The following is an 18,358-nucleotide window of genomic DNA, read 5'->3' as shown; positions in this document are numbered from 1 at the left end:
TAATTAAATAGTTAGGCGGCAAACGAAACGGGCAGCAGTCTTACGGATTTACGGAGGAAAATAATGAATCGAATCGCACTCGTCACAGGCACATCATCGGGCGTCGGATTGAGTACGGCGGTGTTACTAGCGCAGTCAGGCTTCACCGTCGTTGCGACCATGCGTAACCTAGAAAAGCGTAATCCTCTTGAAACGCGAGCAAAGACGGAAAATGTTACGCTCGAAGTGTGTAGACTAGATGTTCAGGACGCAGCCTCCATTGACGAGTGCGTAAACTCTGTTGTCCGCGATTACGGTCGGATCGATGTGCTTGTCAATAACGCGGGCGCTGGCTACCTGGGAACCCTTGAGCAAACATCGATTGACGATCTAAATCAAACAATGGATGTCAATTTTTTCGGCGTCTGGCGTGTCACCCAAGCTGTCCTACCGCTGATGCGCTCTGCCGGTTCGGGGCGAATCATTACAGTTACCAGCGTCGGCGGTCTCATTGGGCACCCATTCAACGATGCGTATTGCGCCGCTAAATTTGCGGTCGAGGGTTTTATGGAGAGTCTTGCTCCCGTTGTTAAACGCCTCGGTATCTCTGTGTCGCTGATCGAACCGGGCGCGATTAACACGGAGTTCGTCGCATCCGTCCTAGAGACTAGGGCAAATTTGCAGCAACCCGTTCCCGAAGCATATAGTAAGATGCTCGATGCATACCTCGCGGCAACGGAGCAAGTCTTTGCCACAATAGGGCAGACAGGTGACGATATCGCAAAAGTCATTGCCGAAGCTGCCACCGCCGATGTGCCACATTTCAGATACCAGACGTCCGACCTCATCCGTGGTCTTGTCTCAAGCAAATATGTCGATCCCACGGGCGATTCGGTGGTCGAGTTTTCAGGCGATCGCCTGCCTTGACGAGGATTTCAAACACCACCTGCGACGCAATTCTCCCCTCGTCCCCTTATTGGTAGAAATTGCGATCGCGCCACCGTCACACGATAACTTCAACGAACTTTAATCTGACTGGCATAGCCAGAGCAGGTCTGCAATGTGGTTAAAATCAATCCTTCTTTTAGTGGCTAGTAATAGGTAATTGGTTTCCTTAATGACCCATTACCTATTCTCAATTACCAACATCCAGAAGTGATGTTTAGTTACCGCTCAAGAGGAAATGCTTTTTAGCAACAAGAGACAAGGTATAAGCCGAGATAAACTTAATTTAAAATATTTTTTAGGACTCAGTTAAAACGTTGAAAATTGATAATTTAATGGCTCTAAAAACACCAATTATAACCGAATGCATATGCAATCTAAAGCCGTGGGATATTATTTTTTTTACTTGACTTTTAAAAAAAATCCTTAAATAAGGAATAAGCAATAACCTTGAACAAACTGAATTTAAAACGACCCAAGCGCTTAGTGTCAATGGATGGTGGCGGTATTCGCGGATTGATCGTTGCTGAAATTCTAATTAAGTTAGAAGACATACTCTGCAACCAACCTAACTCGCCTTGGAAGTGTTTGGCTGATTACTTCGACTTCATTGGCGGCACGAGTGCAGGTGCAATTTTAGCAGCAGGACTCGCTAAAGGAATGTCAGCGTGAGCATTGCGTGATATTTTTTATAACGATGCTCAGACAATGTTTAGTAAACGTTGGCTGCTCGGGCAACTGTGGTCAAAGTACGATTCAGGGCCGCTAGAGCAAAATATAAAGTCTATTCTAGGTGACATCACCCTTGGATCGGATCAACTGAAAACACTCTTGATGATTGTTTCCAAGAATGTAACAACTGATGGAGCCTGGTTCCTCGTTAACCATCCAAATAACCAATTCTTCAAGAGTAATAGCAAAATTCCACTCTGGCATATCGTTTGAGCAAGTTCTGCTGCACCAACTTTTTTCCCGCCTCATATGTTTGCTGTCGGCAATCAAGAGTATGAATTTGTTGATGGTGCTGTGAGTATGTTTAACAACCCATCATTCCAGTTGTTTGTGGAAGCAACTCAAAAAGAATATGGAATTGGTTGGGAAACGGGTACCGATAACCTCTTGCTGATTTCAATTGGTACAGGGTTCAGTAACCAGTCGATTAAGTTAGGTGAGGCAAAAAAATATACGATGCTCAACTGGGCGGGCTATGCAATCGGAGACTTAATGGAAGACACAAACGTACAGCAAAACGTTTTAATGAAGCTGATTAGCTATACACCTAGATCCGAGCAGATTAATCGTGAGCTGTCAGATGTTTCCGTACCTTCCATTAACGGAATGCAACCGTTAGAAACAGGTAGCTCAAGTCCTGAAACGTCACCCTCCCAGGCGGTTGAGGACTTCAACCGCAAGTTGCTCACCTATCACCGCTATACAACCTCATTTACAAAGAAACGCTTCAAGCAGCGGAAATTACCGCCAAACATCGACCCAAACTCAGTGACATCTATCGACTGCGTAGATCAAGTTGAAGCCTTAGTTTCCCAGTTCCAGCGCTGATGAGGGGGTGAGGGGGTGAGAGGGTGAGGAGGAGAATTTCACCCTCTGGGTTATTTCTGCCACCTTGGTCTAGTCCTCTTCTCTTTCCAACGCTCTAGCCCCACTCCCTAGTGCATCACGGCAGAAGTAAGCGATCAGTTGATATCACCCCCTCACCCCCTCATCCCCTCGTTTCCAGGAAGTGGTCAGTTACTTTGCTGTCGCTGCACTAGCGCCTTCTTGGTCAAGTCTCGTTAAGACCAATCCACTTATCGATTAAGAGCGGTTGATATCCAGCCAGCGTATCAAGTAGTAGCATCGGTTCCTGCTCTTCCAGCACAAGCGAACGGTGCTGAGGACGCAAAAACGCTTCGCCAACCGCGCGATCGAAGAACGCAATCAGGTGGTCATAATAACCCTCGATATTCAGCAGACCGCATGGCTTTTGGTGTATGCCTAGTTGTGCCCAAGTCAGCACCTCGCAAAATTCCTCAAACGTTCCATAGCCTCCTGGTAGTGCCACAAAAGCATCCGACAGTTCTGCCATTAAGGCTTTGCGCTCGTGCATTGAACCAACAACTCGCAGATCGGTTAGACTCCTGTGAGCAATTTCCTTGTCCACTAAAGCTTTAGGAATCACACCAATGACCTCACCTCCTGCTGCTAGTGCCGCATCGGCAACTATTCCCATTAATCCAACATTTCCACCACCGTAGACTAGACTAATTCCTCGGAGTGCTAGCGCTTCACCCATTTGCTGGGCTGCCTCCGCGTAGGCGGGTCGTAAGCCTTTATTGGAACCGCAAAAAATGCATACGCTTTTCATCCCGATCGCTACCCCAACTCCTAATAAACCTTACCAAAACATTTGATGTGACATCGTGCCTTGCGTAACACCAAATTCTCTTATCCCAGACACTCGAGTACTTCACCCAGCTGACTCACCTGAATGGGTGATTTTTAGACTTGCAACCAGTTATCAAAACTTTCTTCTGATTCCAGAGCAATCTAGTCCAGAGCAAGATTGGTCAGGCAGCTGCTGAAGAACAAGTTTCGCCCAAAGACTTTGAGAAGTTCAAGCACGAGGATTATTGAAGAAGACTGGAGGCTTTGATAATTGAATGGAATAGCGATCGCACTCTTTTTCTGAACCGAGATGGCAAGAGGGCGATCGCGTAGCCTCTCTTTTCAACCCACCACAAAATTCACCAACTTTCCAGGCACTACAATCACCTTTTTAATTTCCTTGCCTTCGATGAACCGCTGAGCAACTTCTGACTCTCGGGCATACTGTTCTAAAGCTTCCCGATTCGCATCAGCGGGCACTTGAATCGCCCCACGGGTTTTGCCCATGACTTGAATCACCAGCGTGATTTCATCAACCACTAAGGCAGCCGGATCGACGGTAGGCCAAGTTTGGGTGTGTACCGAATCGCTGTGACCGATTGTGTGCCACAGTTCTTCAGCAATGTGAGGGGCAAAGGGAGCCATCAAGTGAATCAGAGTTTCTATCCCTTCGGCATATACTGGCGAGTCTTTGCATTTGGCGTCAGCTAAAGCATTGCTCAACTTCATTAACTCGGAAATTGCTGTATTGAATTGATACTCGCCCTCTAAATCTTCCGTAACCGCTTGAATCGCACCGTGAATTGCCCGTCGCAAGTCTTTTTCGCCCTTATTCATCTCCCCGCCTTTGTCAGGGGAGCTAGAGGGACTCTGTGCGACAAATTCTGCCACCAGTCGCCAGACGCGGTTGAGGAAGCGAAATTGTCCTTCAACGTCGGCATCATCCCATTCCAAATCTTTTTCTGGAGGTGCCTTGAACAAGATAAACATCCGCGCTGTATCTGCCCCGTACTTGGCGAGGACTTCCTCTGGATCGATGCCGTTGTACTTCGACTTGGACATCTTTTCATAGAAGACTTGCAACGGTTCCCCCGTTTCTGGGTCTTTTGGATCGGCTGGATCTACCTGTGCCGCGGGAATGTATTTGTCAGTGGCAGGATTTTTGTAGGTAGTGCCCTGCACCATGCCCTGAGTTAGCAGGCGTTGGAAGGGTTCGTCGAAGTTTAAAAGACCGCAGTCTCTCAAAACCTTGGTAAAAAACCGCGAGTACAACAAGTGCAAAATCGCGTGTTCAATCCCGCCCACATACTGGTCTACGGGCATCCAGTCATTGGTTTTTGCGGGATCAAAAACGTGCTGTTCGTTTTTGGCATCGGGATAGCGCAAGAAATACCACGACGAATCAATAAATGTATCCATCGTGTCCGTCTCTCGCTTGGCTGGGGTGCCGCAAGAGGGACAAGGAACATTGACAAAAGCTTCCATCTGCGCCAATGGAGACGCCCCACGACCCGTGAATTCTACCTCTTCCGGCAATCGAACCGGCAAGTCTTCATCCGGCACCGGCACCGTACCGCAGCTGGGACAGTGAATTGCCGGAATGGGTGCCCCCCAATAGCGTTGCCGCGAAATTAACCAATCCCGCAGGCGATACTGCACCCGCGCTTTCCCCCAACCCTCTTTTTCCGCGTACTCAACAATCCCTGTCTTCGCTTTAATTGAATCCATCCCATTAAATTGGTCTGAATTCACCAAAATTCCTGGTTCGGTATAAGCTTCCTGTAGAGATGCGATATTTCCCGTCTCTACATCATCCCCTGGCGGAACAATTACAACCTGAATGGGGAGATTCTGCTCCTTAGCAAACCGGAAGTCCCGCGTGTCGTGGGCTGGAACACCCATCACCGCGCCAGTGCCGTACTCGTACAATACGTAGTCGGCAATCCAGATGGGAATCTCTTCGCCTGTAAAAGGATTCATCGCCTTCCCGCCAGTTGGAATGCCGCGCTTTGGCTTATCCTCTGCGGTGCGTTCCAATTCGCTTTGTTGGGCGACTTCTTGGATAAATCCTTCTACCGCCTCTTTTCGGTCTGGAGTCGTCACTTTGGCAGTCAAAGGATGTTCTGGCGCTAGCACCACGTAAGTCACGCCATAGACGGTATCGGGACGGGTGGTGAAAACACCGATTTTTTCATCCAACCCGACAATCGGAAATTCTAGGTAAGCGCCAGTGGATTTACCAATCCAGTTCGCCTGCATCAACTTGACTCGATCGGGCCATCCGCTCAATTTGTCCAAATCGTTGAGCAATTGCTCGGCGTAGTCGGTAATTTTCAGGAACCACTGCCGCAACATTTTCCGTTCGACTTTGGCACCGGAACGCCAAGATTTGCCTTCGCTATCGACTTGTTCATTTGCCAGCACCGTCTGGTCGATGGGGTCCCAATTGACGGCGGCTTCTTTCTGGTAAGCTAGTCCGGCTTTTAAAAACTGCAAGAAGATCCACTGCGTCCACTTGTAATAATCCGGCGAACAGGTAGCAACTTCGCGGTTCCAGTCAATTGAAAGCCCTAACTGCTGCAATTGATGCCGCATCTGAGCAATATTTTGATAAGTCCATTTTCCGGGAGCAATACCCCGGTCAATAGCGGCATTTTCGGCTGGCAAACCAAAGGCATCCCAACCCATCGGATGGAGTACGCGATACCCTTGCATCCGCTTGAGTCGGGCAATCACATCCGTGATGGTGTAGTTGCGGACGTGTCCCATGTGCAGGCTGCCCGATGGATAGGGGAACATGGACAGAGCATAGAACTTGGGCTTAGTGCTATCTGTGGGGGTTTTATCTAAGCTTTGTTCTGCCCAAGTCTGTTGCCACTTTTCCTCGATTGCTGCTGGGTTGTAACGGGACTCCACGGAAAAAACTCCTGCTGGATTAGTAATCGTGTTTGCCTCAATATTCTGACACAACTGTTCACCATAGTCTGGACGGTAGGCTACACTATCGATTTAAATTTTTCTGTTTTTTGCTGACGCTGAAGATATCCACATCCTACGCAGATAGGAGCTGAACTGCACTAAGGATAATCAGTGTTTATTGCAATCCTATTTGAGTGAGTGGATATTTTTTGAAAAAACTGCGTTTGCGGAGCCTGCGTTTTGCCCTTAGAACCCACTAGCGATCGCTTTGCCATGCTCGAAGAGCTATAGTCATGCGTGTTAGCGCTCTGGAACGCCAAGAAAGAGAAAGAATAGAATTTCATCAATCATTTGAGATTGTGATATCCAGGAAGAGTAATATTTTTTTAGCAGCAATCTTTCACATATCTATCACAAGTACATTTTGAATAATTTACAAGTTTTTGTTTACGGCACTTTGAAACCGGGAGAGTGCAATTACGAGCGATACTGTGCTGGAAAGGTGGTGGAAGAAAAAAGAGCGATCGCATTCGGTGAACTTTTTTCCCTCCCAGCAGGGTATCCCGCAATGATCCCTGGCAATGCAAAAATTCACGGGTTCATACTCACTTTTCCCGATTCAACTGTGTTACAGAAATTGGATAATCTGGAAGGCTATGACCCTAGCCGTCCAGAGGCACAAAATGAATATAACCGGCATCAAATTGAGACCTATAAACCATCTGGGCAGCCATTAGCAATAGCTTGGGCTTACTTGATGAGCGTTGATCGGGTTAGACGCCAAAAAGGGATTCTGCTGACCTCTGGATGGTGGAGCCACTTAAAAAACAATGAGTGATGAGTTCATTCCAAAACTCATCACTCATTGCTCAATATTTTTTAAGTCAAAGCGGATTAATTCTGATATCCTTTGGCGTCAGATCCATCGACTGATGGCTTCACAAATTTTTCTGGAGCCGCGACTGCTGCTTTGGGAATCTCCACTGCGGGATGATTCAGGGCAACCATCAAAGGCTCTGCTGCTGTCTCTGAAATGGGAGCTTTTGCTAGTTGGGGACTCAGGGAGTGATTACCCGGAAGAATTCCTGACAAAGCACCGACAAACAAAGCTGCGATCGCAGCACCGCCCCATGCAGCAACCCGTTGGGAGCGGCGGCGGTTGATGCGTCCGAAAACTTGATTAACAGCCTGTTCTGCTGATTGCTCGGACTCTGGAACGGGAATTGTTTGTAAACCCTGGCGTAACTTCACCAGTCTGGTATACAAACACTGCATTTTGGGGTCACTTTTCAGCCATTCCTGAACTTGTTTGCGCTCGTCAGCGGTTACTTCACTATCTAAGTAAGCACTGAGCAATTCAAAGCGATCGCGTTGCAAAATATCCATCTCCTTAGAGACTTGTGCGTTTGCAGGGCACCGCTGTCCAGAATCCTTACGATTGTTCAAATCAGAGGTCATTTTCACATCACCAGCAAGTCACACAATAGGAAAGCAGAGCAGTCACTAATCTTTGCCACATTCAGTATATACGTAGAAACTTGTATTTCATTACAATCTTAACTGTTTTGCCAAGAAGTAAAACACAAGTAATGGGGAGCTGACTTAATCCGTGACAACCAAGGGTGAACTTAACGATTTACGCTTAGTCTAGTTTTTAGCAAGCGATCGCACCCAGTAAAAATCTACCCTTTTTTCACGACCTATCTGAAATCGTTTCTTGGAAGCCACACCTTGCAGCACTTCAGCGAACAAGGAAGGCTATCCTACTGCTTTAAAGATAATCGGCAACCCCGGAGGTACGAATCCACCGAATAGCTGAAACCAGATTCTATCCCTAAGTTAGATTAATTTCCGTCTAGGTAGTTTTGCAGCTGAGATTGCAGGCGCTGACGCGCTCTAGCAATTCTAGATTTTACCGTTCCCAGGGAGACACCTGTGATTTCGGCAATTTCTTCATAAGCCATGCCTTCGATTTCTCTCAGGACGATGGTAGTGCGAAACACCTCTGGCAGATCGGCGATCGCTTCATGCAGCTGCTCATAAAATTCCCGCGTCGTCATGTCTTCGTCGGGACTTGGATTGTCAGATGCAATTTCCCAATCCATTTCGCCGTCATCCATCATGCGAGGCGCATCCAACGACAGCGGATGAGACACCCGTTTGCGTTTACGCAGCTCATCATAAAACAGGTTCGTGGCAATCCGGCTCAACCATCCCCGGAACTTGACTGGCTCCTGCAACCGCTTAATATTGCGGTAAACCCGAATCCAGACTTCTTGAGCTAAATCTGCCCGATCCTGCCAATCTGGAGCCAGATGGTACAAAATCTTATCGACATGAGACTGATACCGGCGCAAAAGTTCGGCAAAGGCAGCGCGGTCAGGACGCAGCCCCGCCTGACAATGCAGAATTAGATCGTAGTTTGACAGTTTTTCAGGTTGCACCGGCGCTTGAGAAACCGTTGCTTCAGCTGTTGACCAGGATACAGGAATCGATTGAGTCATGGATGGATATAGGGGTTAAAACATCCTAACCCTCCAAGACGCTGCCACTTTGACAATGGTTCCCGCTTGCGGCGGAATGCTAAATGGCGTTCTACACCAATGTAGCGAATCGAAGGATACAACGTCGGGAGTTATTCATATAAATACGAACTTGTAACACTCCATCCGGGAAATAAGAGTAAACAGGCAGAGGGGCAGGGGCAATTTAAGAGAAAGTCATTTCTAGTCGGAGTTAGAGGCGAATATAATTACACGCAGGATTTCAGAGGATGAGGAAAATATCATTCCATCTCTACTGCCCCCAGCGCTTTCAGCGTCGCTTTCTGCGCTTCTGTTAAACCTGTAACCCCAGTAATCTTCATGCCTTCGTAGGGTCTTTCACTTCTCAAGGTGTTCCGGCACTCGCCTGTCGCTACATCCCAAAGCTTAATCATTTCATCTTGTCCACCGCTCGCGAGTATTTGACCATCTGGACTAAAGACAACTGACCAAACTCCATTAGTATGTCCCTGGAAAGCTTTCAGGCATTCACCGCTACTAGCATCCCACAACTGCACAGTGCGATCGCTATATAACCTACTCAAAATTATCCTGAATCTGTTCTGCTAGCTTTCCAGACAACGCAGTTTTGCCAATCCCGTCCATACCCAGCAATGCTACCTGGCGATCGCTGCCGCCTACTCGTGCCAGTTACTCTAATAGTTCTTCTGGTACTTCAATTGTGATTCTTGGTACGGTCGCACTGGGCTGGTGTCAACTTCTAATAATTTTCAGGTAGCGTTTCCCATGTGGTGACAATGGGCTAAAAATGCTAATAATGAGTGGGTTGTAGCTCGGTCAGCAACAACTGTGCAACACTTCCAGAAATATAAAAATATTAGTCATGCCTCAACTAAGTATCTCTACTCTGAGCCGCCGTTATTTTCTTAGTTATCTGGCTTTAGGTACATTCGGCCTGATGGCAAAAGACTTGCTTTATCCAGCTAGCGCTATGGCTGATAGCAAGGAAGTAGAAAAAAATATTTCTATTGTAGAGAAATATCATATTTTTGTTCCTTATGCAACAGCTAAGAACGGGGGAAAGGAAACCTTTCCTTTGCGTTCTGGAGAGACTTGCTCCGTAAATATTATCCCCCGAACGGAAGAAAATCAAGAGATGACTATCAAAGGTCGTGGTCAAAAAGGTAAAGATATTACTGTAGTTTTTCATACCTTATATGACCAAGAATTAAGGCTAGCTGACCAGATTTATCAAGAAATCGATAAAAATACGCAATTTCTCGAAGAATCAAGTAAGAAGAAATGCAAATTTGTGTATGAAGATATCGAGGAAGCTAAGTACATTAACGATTTAATTGCATTAGATTTCCTGGATTATGTGATAGATTCCTCAAAACTAGATAATAGAATTCAACAGCGTTATCAACTTGCCAGTACTAATTCGCGCTTACTGGGAATTAAGCAAGCCATTGAATCTACATTAGCTGAATCTGAACTGACTGAGACAGAAAAGAAACTGATCGTAGGAACCTACGCATACGTCCGCGCTGAAGAACCTGTACCTGACTTTAAAGCGCTCACAGATTTAGACTCGATTGTTGCAAGCTCTTCCCTGCCTTTAGAAATCAAACGGATTTACTCGATAGCGAGTGCAAAATCAAGAGCATTAACAGTTGATTTGATTCTGGTCAAACAGATTAATGATACTAAGGAACTAACTTCTGAAGAAAAAGCAAATTACCTGTCGATTTATCAGGCAGTACGTGATGGCAAAACAACAACCGATGAAGCAACGTTGAACTCCCTAGACTCCTTCATCCAAAATGCAGATATTCCAGCAAATGCTAAAGTTGTTTACTCATTAGCAAGGGATCAGGATTTAGACAATCTAGACAATCCAGAAGATTTTACTCAAACAGTAGATACTCTCGTAAAAGATGCTGATGAAATCAGACATAAACTGGAGCGGGCGAAAAAACAAGGTGCAGCGATTGTCCCGCAAGCTACGAAAGTGCTGACTACGATTGGAGCAGAAACAGCAACGGGTGTTAGTATTAGCAGTTTGTCTGGAGCAGCTGCAACAAATGCAACTTTAGCCGTTTTAGGTGGTGGTTCTGTTGCGGCTGGTGGTTTGGGAATGCTGGGTGGGTTAGCCGTAGCAACAGGAGGAGCGGCACTAATTGGAGCCGCAGGGATGCTGTCTATTGCCTTAGTCTCAGAAATGGATAGCGAAGATCAAAAAAATCTGGGGATTGCTATCGGTACAGGAACAATAGCTGGTGCCACCACTGTTTTAGCGGCTTGGACTGCTGCCAGCGCTTTGGGAGTCGCTGGTACGCTGTCCGGTGCTGCTGCTATCACTACTACAATATCGGCTCTTGGTGGACTAAGTGTAATGACTGGCGGTGCTGCTCTTGTGGCATCAGGTACAACATTTTTGATTTGGTCATTTCTGGAAGGGCAAAAGAATCTGAAAGGGCAAAAGAATCTGAAAGAGCAAAAGAAACGAGATCAGGCAGTGCTGCGCCAGTTAGAAACTCGAACTTATACCTTGACTGAAGATCCATTACCAGGCTCTTTGGGAGAATTCCTTCAAAAGAACGTGCAGAAATACAATTTTGAGGAAGGTTTTTCTGCTCCTAATATGCCCTTGGATAAGTTGTCAAATGCGCTGTCTACTTGGTTATCTGTTAATCGTGAGGAAAAGGTAATCGCTTTGATAGACAATAGTATATGGCATGATGCGAAAGAGGGTATTGTATTCACAGAGCGCAGGCTCATCTGGAAAAACAAATCGATCGAGTACGAAGATTTAGCAAGATTTGTCAAGACAGAAACGGCATTAGTCTCACTGCTATCTCAAGAAAAACAAAAGCAGAAATTATCTAAGTTAAAAAAGGTGGTAGATATTTTATCCGACAAGAATTACGCAACGGATATGTCTAAGTTGAAGGAGTTAGTAGCTATAGTATCTGATGACCAAAATTTAGCCGAGCTTGTATCCCAAGAGAAGTCCAGAAATAATGTCCCTAGATTGAAAAAAGTAGCCGATATTTTATTGGACGAGCGGGACAATAAAAATTTGTCCAAAGTAAAAGATGTTACAGATATTTTATCTGATAAAAATGAAGATGACTTAGTAAGATTTTTAACACCGCAATTAGCATCACAGCTATCTGACAAGCAATATATGAATGACTTGTCTAAGTTTAAAGATGTAGTAGATAAATTATATGATGAATCTGACAAGCAGAATCTGACTACGCTGCTTAGAGAAATTGGTCAAAAATATAGTACAGTTTAAGCAGAAATCCTCTTCTCGTTCTTGTGATGCTATGTATAGCAATCCTATTTGAATTGTGAGATCCCAGAAGTTCACATCCCCGACTTCTCTTAGAAGTCGGGATATAGTCTTCACGAATTATTTAGGATTGCTATATAGTGGAAATTGACAGATTTGTTCTAAAGTTATGCGTAGAAATACTGCTATAAGTTAATAATGCTTCATAGGTTTACCAGCTAATATCTTTGAGTAGCACGCTGTTTTTACTCTTAGTTAGAGTAGTCGTCATAAGGCATTAATTAGATTTTATTAGCATACAAAAAATCATTTTAGAGCTTCTTGATTTTTACTCAAAGACTACTGTGCGATTTCCGTATACCAACACGCGATTTCGCAAGTGCGATCGCACTGCTCTCGCTAATACGACTCGCTCTAAATCTTTGCCTTTGCGAATCAAATCGTCAACCTCATCCCGGTGACTGACTCGCACTACATCTTGTTCAATAATTGGGCCTGCATCCAAGTCGGGGGTGACATAGTGAGCCGTTGCACCGATAATTTTGACGCCGCGTTCGTAGGCTTTATGGTAGGGATTAGCTCCTACAAATGCAGGTAAGAATGAGTGATGAATATTAATAATTTGCGGAAATTGACTAATAAAATCAGGGCTGACGACTTGCATATATTTTGCCAGCACAACTAAATCAATGTTGTATTGCCGCAGTAATTCTAATTGTTTGGCTTCCTGCTGTGATTTTGTTTCTTTGGTAATCGGAATGTGATGATAGTCGATGCCAAATTGAGCGGCTACATCTTTTAAATCGGGATGGTTGCTGATAATTAGTGGAATTTCGGCGGAGAATTCTTTTGCTCTATGACGCCAAATTAGGTCAAAGAGACAATGATCTTGTTTGCTTACCCAGATGGCAATCCGGGGTACTGTGTCGGAAAAGTGCAGCTGCCAGTTGGCTTGTAGAGGTTGCGCGATCGCGTTAAATGCTGGACCAATCAACTCACGCGGTAGATTAAAATCTTCTAACTGCCACTCAATTCGGGTGAGAAATAACCCAGCCGCAAAATCGGTGTGCTGATCGGCATGAATAATATTACCGCCATTAGCGTAGATAAAATTAGCAATTTTTGCCACCAATCCTCGTCGATCGGGGCAGGAAACTAGCAGCGTTGCGGTGGGGCTGTTCATGGTGAGAGAGAGGGGCTAGGCTGAGGTGACTTTTCGGTTTTTGAAGTCTCAGTTTTACTATTTTTTGGTGAAGGAGAGGGGCTGGGCTGAGGTGACTTAGCGGGTATTGCTTTGTCTGGTTTTTTGTCTAAAGTATCTTTCTGACTTGCTGGGGAAGGAGAAGGACTCGGCTTATCTGACTTAGACGGTGTTGCTTTTTCAGCAGGCTGGTTTTTAGTAGTTTTTGGAGAGGGGGAGGGACTAGGTTTATTTGACTGAGAGGGTGTTGCTTTGTCTGAATTTTTGCCGGAAGTATCTTTCTTAATTTCCGGGGAAGGAGAAGGACTCGGCTGAGGTGACTGAGAGGGTGTTGCTTTGTCTGAATTTTTGCCGGAAGTATCTTTTTTACTTGCTGGAGAAGAAGACGGACTCGGCTGAGGTGACTGAGAGGGTGTTGCTTTGTCAGAGGTTTTATCCGGACTATTTTTTTGAACCGCTTCCTTGGCTTTCCATTCTGACAGAGGACGTTTTACACCATACTCAAAGTCTATCGGGACTAAAAGCACCTCTAGCTGCTGAGGGGTCTGTGCAGGGGGGTCAACTTGAGCATACAAGAAACTACTATTGAAGTTAGGCTTACCCAAAATTATCTGATGAGTTTGCTGATTATTTAGCCTTACTTCTACCGTCGCTTGGGGTTTGTCGAGTCCATATTCTTGTAGCTGGTTAGGGAAGATGGAGAGGGTGCGATCGCTCTTGCCATCTACCAGTAAATTTAGCAAGTATGAAACAGATGGATCGCTGGCTGGGACGTCGCTGGGCGATTTCATCTGCCATTGAGAAATACTCGTCTTGTCCACAGCTTCCTGCGTGACTCGCTCAAACCTCAACGTTTGTTCCTGACTTTTAACTGTCAAAGCCTGTATCTGGTCTTTTTCAAAAGAAAAGATTTCCTTTTGTTTTGCCTGTGCTGCTTCTCGCTGGGGGGCACCTTTAATTTCATAAAAATAAACGAATCCCCCCAAACTCAGCGCCAATAGTATCAGAATCCAAGTTGTTCGTTTTAGCTTCATAATCAACACGCGAGTTGATTTTAGATTAAATCCAAAATCTGAAATTACTAACGTCTGAACCACCAAACCAGTCCGGCTGTAATGAACCCGATTAAGGGCATAATCAACACAGCTATCCAACCCACTAGATTGGCTTGGTCTTGGGACAAGTTGATGCGACGGTCTTTTACTTCTTTGGGACGGATGGATAAAAGTTGCTCATCCTGTTTGCTTAACCAGCTGACGGAGTTGAGGAATACATCTCCATTGAGTTGCTGCTCGAACAAACCATCGCTTGCAAAATCAGAATTACCCAGGACAACTAGGCGGGATTCTGCTGGCTTTTGGTCAGCATTTGCCGTCTTTGCCGGTGAATTGGTTGGACTTGGGGACGCGCTGGGGCTAGCAGTTGCTGATGGGGCCGGAGAAGCTGATGTCGTCGCCGTTGGAGTTGGGGACGGGCTGGGGCTAGTAGTTGCGGTTGGGCTGGGAGAAGCTGATGTCGTCGCCGTTGGAGTTGGGGACGGGCTGGGGCTAGCAGTTGCGGTTGGGCTGGGAGAAGCTGATGTCGTCGCCGTTGGAGTCGGGGATGCACTGGGGGTGGGCCTAGCGGTTGCTCCTGGAGTCGCCCCTGGAGTCGCTGTTGGAGTTGGGGATGGTGCAGACACACTTTGGGGAGGATAGACGCGATTTAGGGCGACGCCGAGAATTAAAGGCCCTTGGCGATCGCTTTCGGGATTAAACTGCAAGCGATCGCTTTCGGGATTGCTCTCAGCCCAACTCTCGTCTTTTGTCACCAGCAAAGGTGTCGCCTGGATACCGGCGATGGGAGTTACTTCAATTGGTCGTGCAAACGGGTAGAAAGAACGACCATCCTGAAAATCTTTAGTTATTGGATGTTCACCGTAGCGCGTAACCATAATCACCGCCGGACTCAGTCCCGCCTGACCACCGGACAAGTCAATGGCAAGACGATTATCCAGCCTCACGCCCCAATCTTTGAGCAAGTTATCCAGACCGGGATTGGTATTCCGGTCTACCATCACCAGTAGCCTACCGCCGCGCTTCAGGTAATCGCTCAAAGCGGTGACTTCAGCTGCAAACAGCGCCCGTTTGGGGCCAGCAATGACGATGAGGTCAGCATCTTGGGGGATTCCTGGAGTTTTCGCCAAATCTAGGGGTTGAGTGGTGTAGCTTTTCTCTCCCAGGCTAGTCACCGCCTGAGAGATGCTTCCTTGCGCCGCTTGTAAGGGACGTTCGCCGTGACCTTGGAGGAAGTAAACCTTGCCAACGCGATCGCTCGTAATTTGGGCGATCGCATTCGTCACCACTGTTTCTGAAAGGCTCTCCCCGCGCTGCGGATTCACTGTCTGGATGAGCTTTCGTCGTCCCTCCGATTCCAGATAAACTTCCCCTAGAGATTTTAGGTTAAACCTTTGAGCCAGTCCGGGTCGCAGTTGCGGATCGACAAATTCAAAACTAAATTGAGAGCCATATCGTCGGTAATTTTCCAGCAATTGTTGGTCTTGAGGATTCGGATTTTCTTCAAATACCCACAACTTGACTGGCTGCGATAAATTTTGCACTAATTGCTGCGACTGGGGGGCAAGGGTAAATAGCTGATTTTCCGTTAAATCCACTCGCACAACACGGCGAACACCCAGAAAATTAATCAGCCCCAAAATCACCAAAACCGCCAGCGTTGCTGCTAGAGCATTGGTTCCCGCCTGAGTTGACCGGCGTCCCCAAAAGCCATTTGGCGAACCGCCCAAAGATAGCAGCCATAACCCAATAATTACAATTCCAGCAACGATTAAACCTACGGGCACAGAACCCCAGCTACTGGATACCAATCCAGCGACTAGACCCGTAATTGTTAGAGCTGGGCCAAGCAAAAAGAGATATTTTAAATACTTCCAATTAATGGTTTTCATGTTGGCTAATCAGTAATTGGTAATTGGTAATTGCTGCCAATAGATTTTAGGTAAGTGTTTAGCTTAGGTAACAGTTCATCAATGATAGGTTTGCGGGTGTCGATCTGTTCAATCGAGATGCAGGAAACCTCGAAGGCGGTCTTTGTAGGCGCAAGCCCCACCCTTTTAGGTGTGGGCTACTTGCATCTCACGCATTCGGTCTTCTCATCGCAACCACTCCATTCGCGATTCGCCATTCGTAAATTTAAGAACGCTGATAGCGCAAGGCATCGATAGATTGAGCAGTCAGAAACACGCCTAAGATAATGTAGCTTGCAAACATAATCAAACTGCTGGTATCAACCACACCTTGTACTAGGGTGTTGTAATGTTTGACTAAAGATAAATGATTCCATGCCTCTCCTAACACGCCGCCGGTCAGTTTCGCTAAAAGCTCGATCAGCGAGAAGCATAAAATTAGCACAAAGGTAAGAATTGCTGCCAAAATTGTGCTTTCAGTAAGGGAAGAAATAAACATTCCCAAGCTAAGAATCGCAGCGGCAACCAAGATTAATGCTGCATGACCCAATAGCGGCACCGCCGGGGGTAGGGGTGGGCTTGATGCATTAAAAGCGATCGCTTCGTATGCCAGTAACGGCAGCACCATTGTGATAAAAAATGTCACTACCCCCAACAATTTACCCACCGCCACCGCCCAGTTGGTGACTGGCGAAGTGGCTAATAGCTCTAAAGTCCCTCGCTTGCGTTCCTCGGAATACAGCCCCATTGAGAGAATGGGCAGAATAAATAACGATAAAAAGAACATTGCCCCAAGAAAGCTTTGGAGGGTGTTATAGGCGACATCAATGGGGGGAACGGGTGCGCCGATTTGCTGTCCTTGAAAATAAATATCCAAAGCGCGATCGCTCTCACTTTGCAATGCAGTGAGGAAGAATAATCCAGCTAAAAACCAGAAAGCACCCGCGACGATATATGCCAGCGGCGAAGCGAAATAGCCCTGCAATTCCTTGCGATAAATCGCCAAAATATTACTAATAATTACGCCCATTTATTCAACTCCTCCAGATTGCTCATCTGTGGCAACGATGGCAGCAGCTTCTGCTGGCGAGGGAGGGGATGTCCCATTGCCATCGGTTTCATCCGTATCCATATCGACGACCTTTTCTTGGGTTGTCAGTTCGATAAACACGTCCTCAAGACTAGCGCGAGTGCGTCGCATTTCATACAATGCCACCCCCGCCCCAATTAAAACCGCAGCAATATCACGCGCCGGTTCTGTACCCGGTTCTGATACTACACGGATAAGAGTGCGATTGGGCGGTAATTCCTGGCTGGGGATGGATTCGACAAAACGAACTCCGGGCAAAACTAAGAGCATATGTTGCACAGCTTCTACATCCCCGTCGATTTCCAACTCATAGCCCGATCCGCCCGCTAGCTGTGCTACCAGATTTTCTGGGCTATTCGTTGCCACAAGCCGACCGCGATTGATAATTGCCACTCGGCTGCAAGTCATGCTAACTTCCGGCAAAATATGGGTAGAGAGAATGATTGTGTGGCTACCGGCAAGGCTTTTAATTAAGTTGCGAACCTCGATAATTTGGCGAGGGTCGAGACCAACCGTGGGTTCATCTAGAATAATCGCGGGTGGGTCGTGGACGATCGCTTGGGCAATGCCAACCCGTTGGCGGAAGCCTTTAGAAAGCTTGCGGATGAGTACCTTGCGTTTTTCGGTGAGGTTGCAGCGTTCCATTGCTGAATTTACTTGGGATTTGCGATCGCGTCCGGGAACCCCCTTCAGCCGCGCCACAAAATGCAAAAATCCCTCCACGCTCATGTCAGGATACAAAGGTGGCGTCTCCGGTAAATAACCAATCCGCCGCCGTACCGCCATTAAATCTTCATGCACATCGTACCCAGCAATCCGGGCAGTCCCACTGGAAGCGGGTAGATATCCCGCCAAAATCCGCATGGTTGTCGTTTTTCCGGCACCATTCGGCCCCAAAAAGCCCAAAATTTCCCCAGGTTCCACATTAAAGGTGACATCCTGAATGGCTGGGGTCGCGCCATAGATTTTGCTTAAATTTTCAACTTCGATCATTATGGGTCATCGGTCATTGGTCATTGGTTATTGGTCATTGGTCAAAAGCAAACAACTAAGGACAAATGACAAAGGA

The 18,358-nt window shown here is 46.6% G+C and carries 15 protein-coding genes and 1 pseudogene; 6 read left to right on the top strand and 10 right to left on the bottom strand.

Annotated features, from left to right (window positions below; translation table 11 throughout):
• Positions 1 to 63 precede the first annotated feature (63 nt).
• The 4 genes from H6F52_RS01215 to H6F52_RS01200 all read left to right on the top strand — a co-directional run bounded on the left by H6F52_RS01215 (position 64) and on the right by H6F52_RS01200 (position 2,484).
• Positions 64 to 906 carry an SDR family oxidoreductase gene (locus H6F52_RS01215; RefSeq protein ID WP_190526725.1) on the top strand — a complete coding sequence of 281 codons (843 nt, stop codon included), beginning with the start codon at positions 64 to 66 and terminating at the stop codon, positions 904 to 906.
• Positions 851 to 1,009: a hypothetical protein gene (locus tag H6F52_RS01210; protein WP_190431998.1), complete on the top strand. Its 159-nt coding sequence runs from the start codon at positions 851 to 853 to the stop codon at positions 1,007 to 1,009. Before H6F52_RS01215 ends, H6F52_RS01210 begins: the two co-directional genes overlap by 56 nt.
• A gap of 365 nt (positions 1,010 to 1,374) precedes the next feature.
• Entirely contained in the window at positions 1,375 to 1,596 is a 222-nt protein-coding gene (locus H6F52_RS01205; RefSeq protein ID WP_190414992.1) for a patatin-like phospholipase family protein, read from the top strand.
• 309 nt (positions 1,597 to 1,905) lie between these two features.
• On the top strand, positions 1,906 to 2,484 hold the full coding sequence (locus H6F52_RS01200; RefSeq protein WP_190531381.1) for a hypothetical protein: 579 nt from the start codon (positions 1,906 to 1,908) through the stop codon (positions 2,482 to 2,484).
• 223 nt (positions 2,485 to 2,707) lie between these two features.
• Here the strand turns inward: H6F52_RS01200 and H6F52_RS01195 are convergent, their stop codons facing one another.
• Together H6F52_RS01195 and leuS are read right to left on the bottom strand one after the other, a co-directional pair.
• Entirely contained in the window at positions 2,708 to 3,289 is a 582-nt protein-coding gene (locus H6F52_RS01195) for a TIGR00730 family Rossman fold protein (protein ID WP_190526723.1), read from the bottom strand.
• A gap of 362 nt (positions 3,290 to 3,651) precedes the next feature.
• A complete protein-coding gene (leuS, locus tag H6F52_RS01190) occupies positions 3,652 to 6,225 on the bottom strand; it encodes a leucine--tRNA ligase (protein ID WP_190531379.1) in 2,574 nt (857 codons plus the stop codon).
• A 427-nt stretch (positions 6,226 to 6,652) separates the two neighbouring features.
• On the opposite strand from leuS, the gene H6F52_RS01185 reads away from it, so the two are divergent.
• Complete coding sequence (locus tag H6F52_RS01185) at positions 6,653 to 7,066, top strand: gamma-glutamylcyclotransferase (protein WP_199300287.1); 414 nt, start codon at positions 6,653 to 6,655, stop codon at positions 7,064 to 7,066.
• Between the two features lie 56 nt (positions 7,067 to 7,122).
• On the opposite strand, the gene H6F52_RS01180 is transcribed toward H6F52_RS01185, so the two are convergent.
• The 3 genes and pseudogenes from H6F52_RS01180 to H6F52_RS01170 form a co-directional block, all read right to left on the bottom strand.
• Positions 7,123 to 7,686 carry a Fis family transcriptional regulator gene (locus H6F52_RS01180; RefSeq protein WP_242030352.1) on the bottom strand — a complete coding sequence of 188 codons (564 nt, stop codon included), beginning with the start codon at positions 7,684 to 7,686 and terminating at the stop codon, positions 7,123 to 7,125.
• 386 nt (positions 7,687 to 8,072) lie between these two features.
• Positions 8,073 to 8,732 (bottom strand): sigma-70 family RNA polymerase sigma factor, encoded by a 660-nt coding sequence (locus H6F52_RS01175; RefSeq protein ID WP_190414997.1) that lies wholly within the window; start codon positions 8,730 to 8,732, stop codon positions 8,073 to 8,075.
• A gap of 281 nt (positions 8,733 to 9,013) precedes the next feature.
• A pseudogene (locus tag H6F52_RS01170) lies at positions 9,014 to 9,298 on the bottom strand (hypothetical protein); the annotation flags it as partial.
• 317 nt (positions 9,299 to 9,615) lie between these two features.
• On the opposite strand from H6F52_RS01170, the gene H6F52_RS01165 reads away from it, so the two are divergent.
• On the top strand, positions 9,616 to 12,036 hold the full coding sequence (locus tag H6F52_RS01165; RefSeq protein ID WP_242033808.1) for a hypothetical protein: 2,421 nt from the start codon (positions 9,616 to 9,618) through the stop codon (positions 12,034 to 12,036).
• Positions 12,037 to 12,361: 325 nt separating this feature from the next.
• On the opposite strand, the gene purU is transcribed toward H6F52_RS01165, so the two are convergent.
• The 5 genes from purU to H6F52_RS01140 form a co-directional block, all read right to left on the bottom strand.
• Positions 12,362 to 13,216: a formyltetrahydrofolate deformylase gene (purU, locus tag H6F52_RS01160; protein WP_190531377.1), complete on the bottom strand. Its 855-nt coding sequence runs from the start codon at positions 13,214 to 13,216 to the stop codon at positions 12,362 to 12,364.
• Entirely contained in the window at positions 13,213 to 14,268 is a 1,056-nt protein-coding gene (locus tag H6F52_RS01155) for a DUF4340 domain-containing protein (protein ID WP_190531375.1), read from the bottom strand. Before H6F52_RS01155 ends, purU begins: the two co-directional genes overlap by 4 nt.
• A gap of 47 nt (positions 14,269 to 14,315) precedes the next feature.
• On the bottom strand, positions 14,316 to 16,181 hold the full coding sequence (locus H6F52_RS01150) for a Gldg family protein (protein WP_190531373.1): 1,866 nt from the start codon (positions 16,179 to 16,181) through the stop codon (positions 14,316 to 14,318).
• A gap of 244 nt (positions 16,182 to 16,425) precedes the next feature.
• Positions 16,426 to 17,229 carry an ABC transporter permease gene (locus H6F52_RS01145; protein ID WP_190415002.1) on the bottom strand — a complete coding sequence of 268 codons (804 nt, stop codon included), beginning with the start codon at positions 17,227 to 17,229 and terminating at the stop codon, positions 16,426 to 16,428.
• On the bottom strand, positions 17,230 to 18,282 hold the full coding sequence (locus H6F52_RS01140) for an ABC transporter ATP-binding protein (RefSeq protein WP_190415003.1): 1,053 nt from the start codon (positions 18,280 to 18,282) through the stop codon (positions 17,230 to 17,232). It abuts the gene before it with no gap.
• Positions 18,283 to 18,358 lie beyond the last annotated feature (76 nt).

It is taken from the genome of Coleofasciculus sp. FACHB-542 (genome assembly GCF_014695825.1).
Classification (GTDB): domain Bacteria; phylum Cyanobacteriota; class Cyanobacteriia; order Cyanobacteriales; family FACHB-T130; genus FACHB-T130.
This window is presented reverse-complemented; position numbering and strand designations above follow the sequence as displayed.

What these genes read in the sequence shown, in the direction of transcription:
- H6F52_RS01155 (WP_190531375.1), bottom strand. Translation starts at nt 14,268, where the DNA reads ATGAAGCTAAAACGAACAACTTGGATTCTGATACTATTGGCGCTGAGT.
- H6F52_RS01140 (WP_190415003.1), bottom strand. Translation starts at nt 18,282, where the DNA reads ATGATCGAAGTTGAAAATTTAAGCAAAATCTATGGCGCGACCCCAGCC.
- H6F52_RS01165 (WP_242033808.1), top strand. Translation starts at nt 9,616, where the DNA reads ATGCCTCAACTAAGTATCTCTACTCTGAGCCGCCGTTATTTTCTTAGT.
- H6F52_RS01200 (WP_190531381.1), top strand. Translation starts at nt 1,906, where the DNA reads ATGTTTGCTGTCGGCAATCAAGAGTATGAATTTGTTGATGGTGCTGTG.
- purU (WP_190531377.1), bottom strand. Translation starts at nt 13,216, where the DNA reads ATGAACAGCCCCACCGCAACGCTGCTAGTTTCCTGCCCCGATCGACGA.
- H6F52_RS01215 (WP_190526725.1), top strand. Translation starts at nt 64, where the DNA reads ATGAATCGAATCGCACTCGTCACAGGCACATCATCGGGCGTCGGATTG.
- H6F52_RS01180 (WP_242030352.1), bottom strand. Translation starts at nt 7,686, where the DNA reads ATGACCTCTGATTTGAACAATCGTAAGGATTCTGGACAGCGGTGCCCT.
- H6F52_RS01195 (WP_190526723.1), bottom strand. Translation starts at nt 3,289, where the DNA reads ATGAAAAGCGTATGCATTTTTTGCGGTTCCAATAAAGGCTTACGACCC.
- H6F52_RS01175 (WP_190414997.1), bottom strand. Translation starts at nt 8,732, where the DNA reads ATGACTCAATCGATTCCTGTATCCTGGTCAACAGCTGAAGCAACGGTT.
- H6F52_RS01145 (WP_190415002.1), bottom strand. Translation starts at nt 17,229, where the DNA reads ATGGGCGTAATTATTAGTAATATTTTGGCGATTTATCGCAAGGAATTG.
- H6F52_RS01210 (WP_190431998.1), top strand. Translation starts at nt 851, where the DNA reads ATGTCGATCCCACGGGCGATTCGGTGGTCGAGTTTTCAGGCGATCGCC.
- H6F52_RS01150 (WP_190531373.1), bottom strand. Translation starts at nt 16,181, where the DNA reads ATGAAAACCATTAATTGGAAGTATTTAAAATATCTCTTTTTGCTTGGC.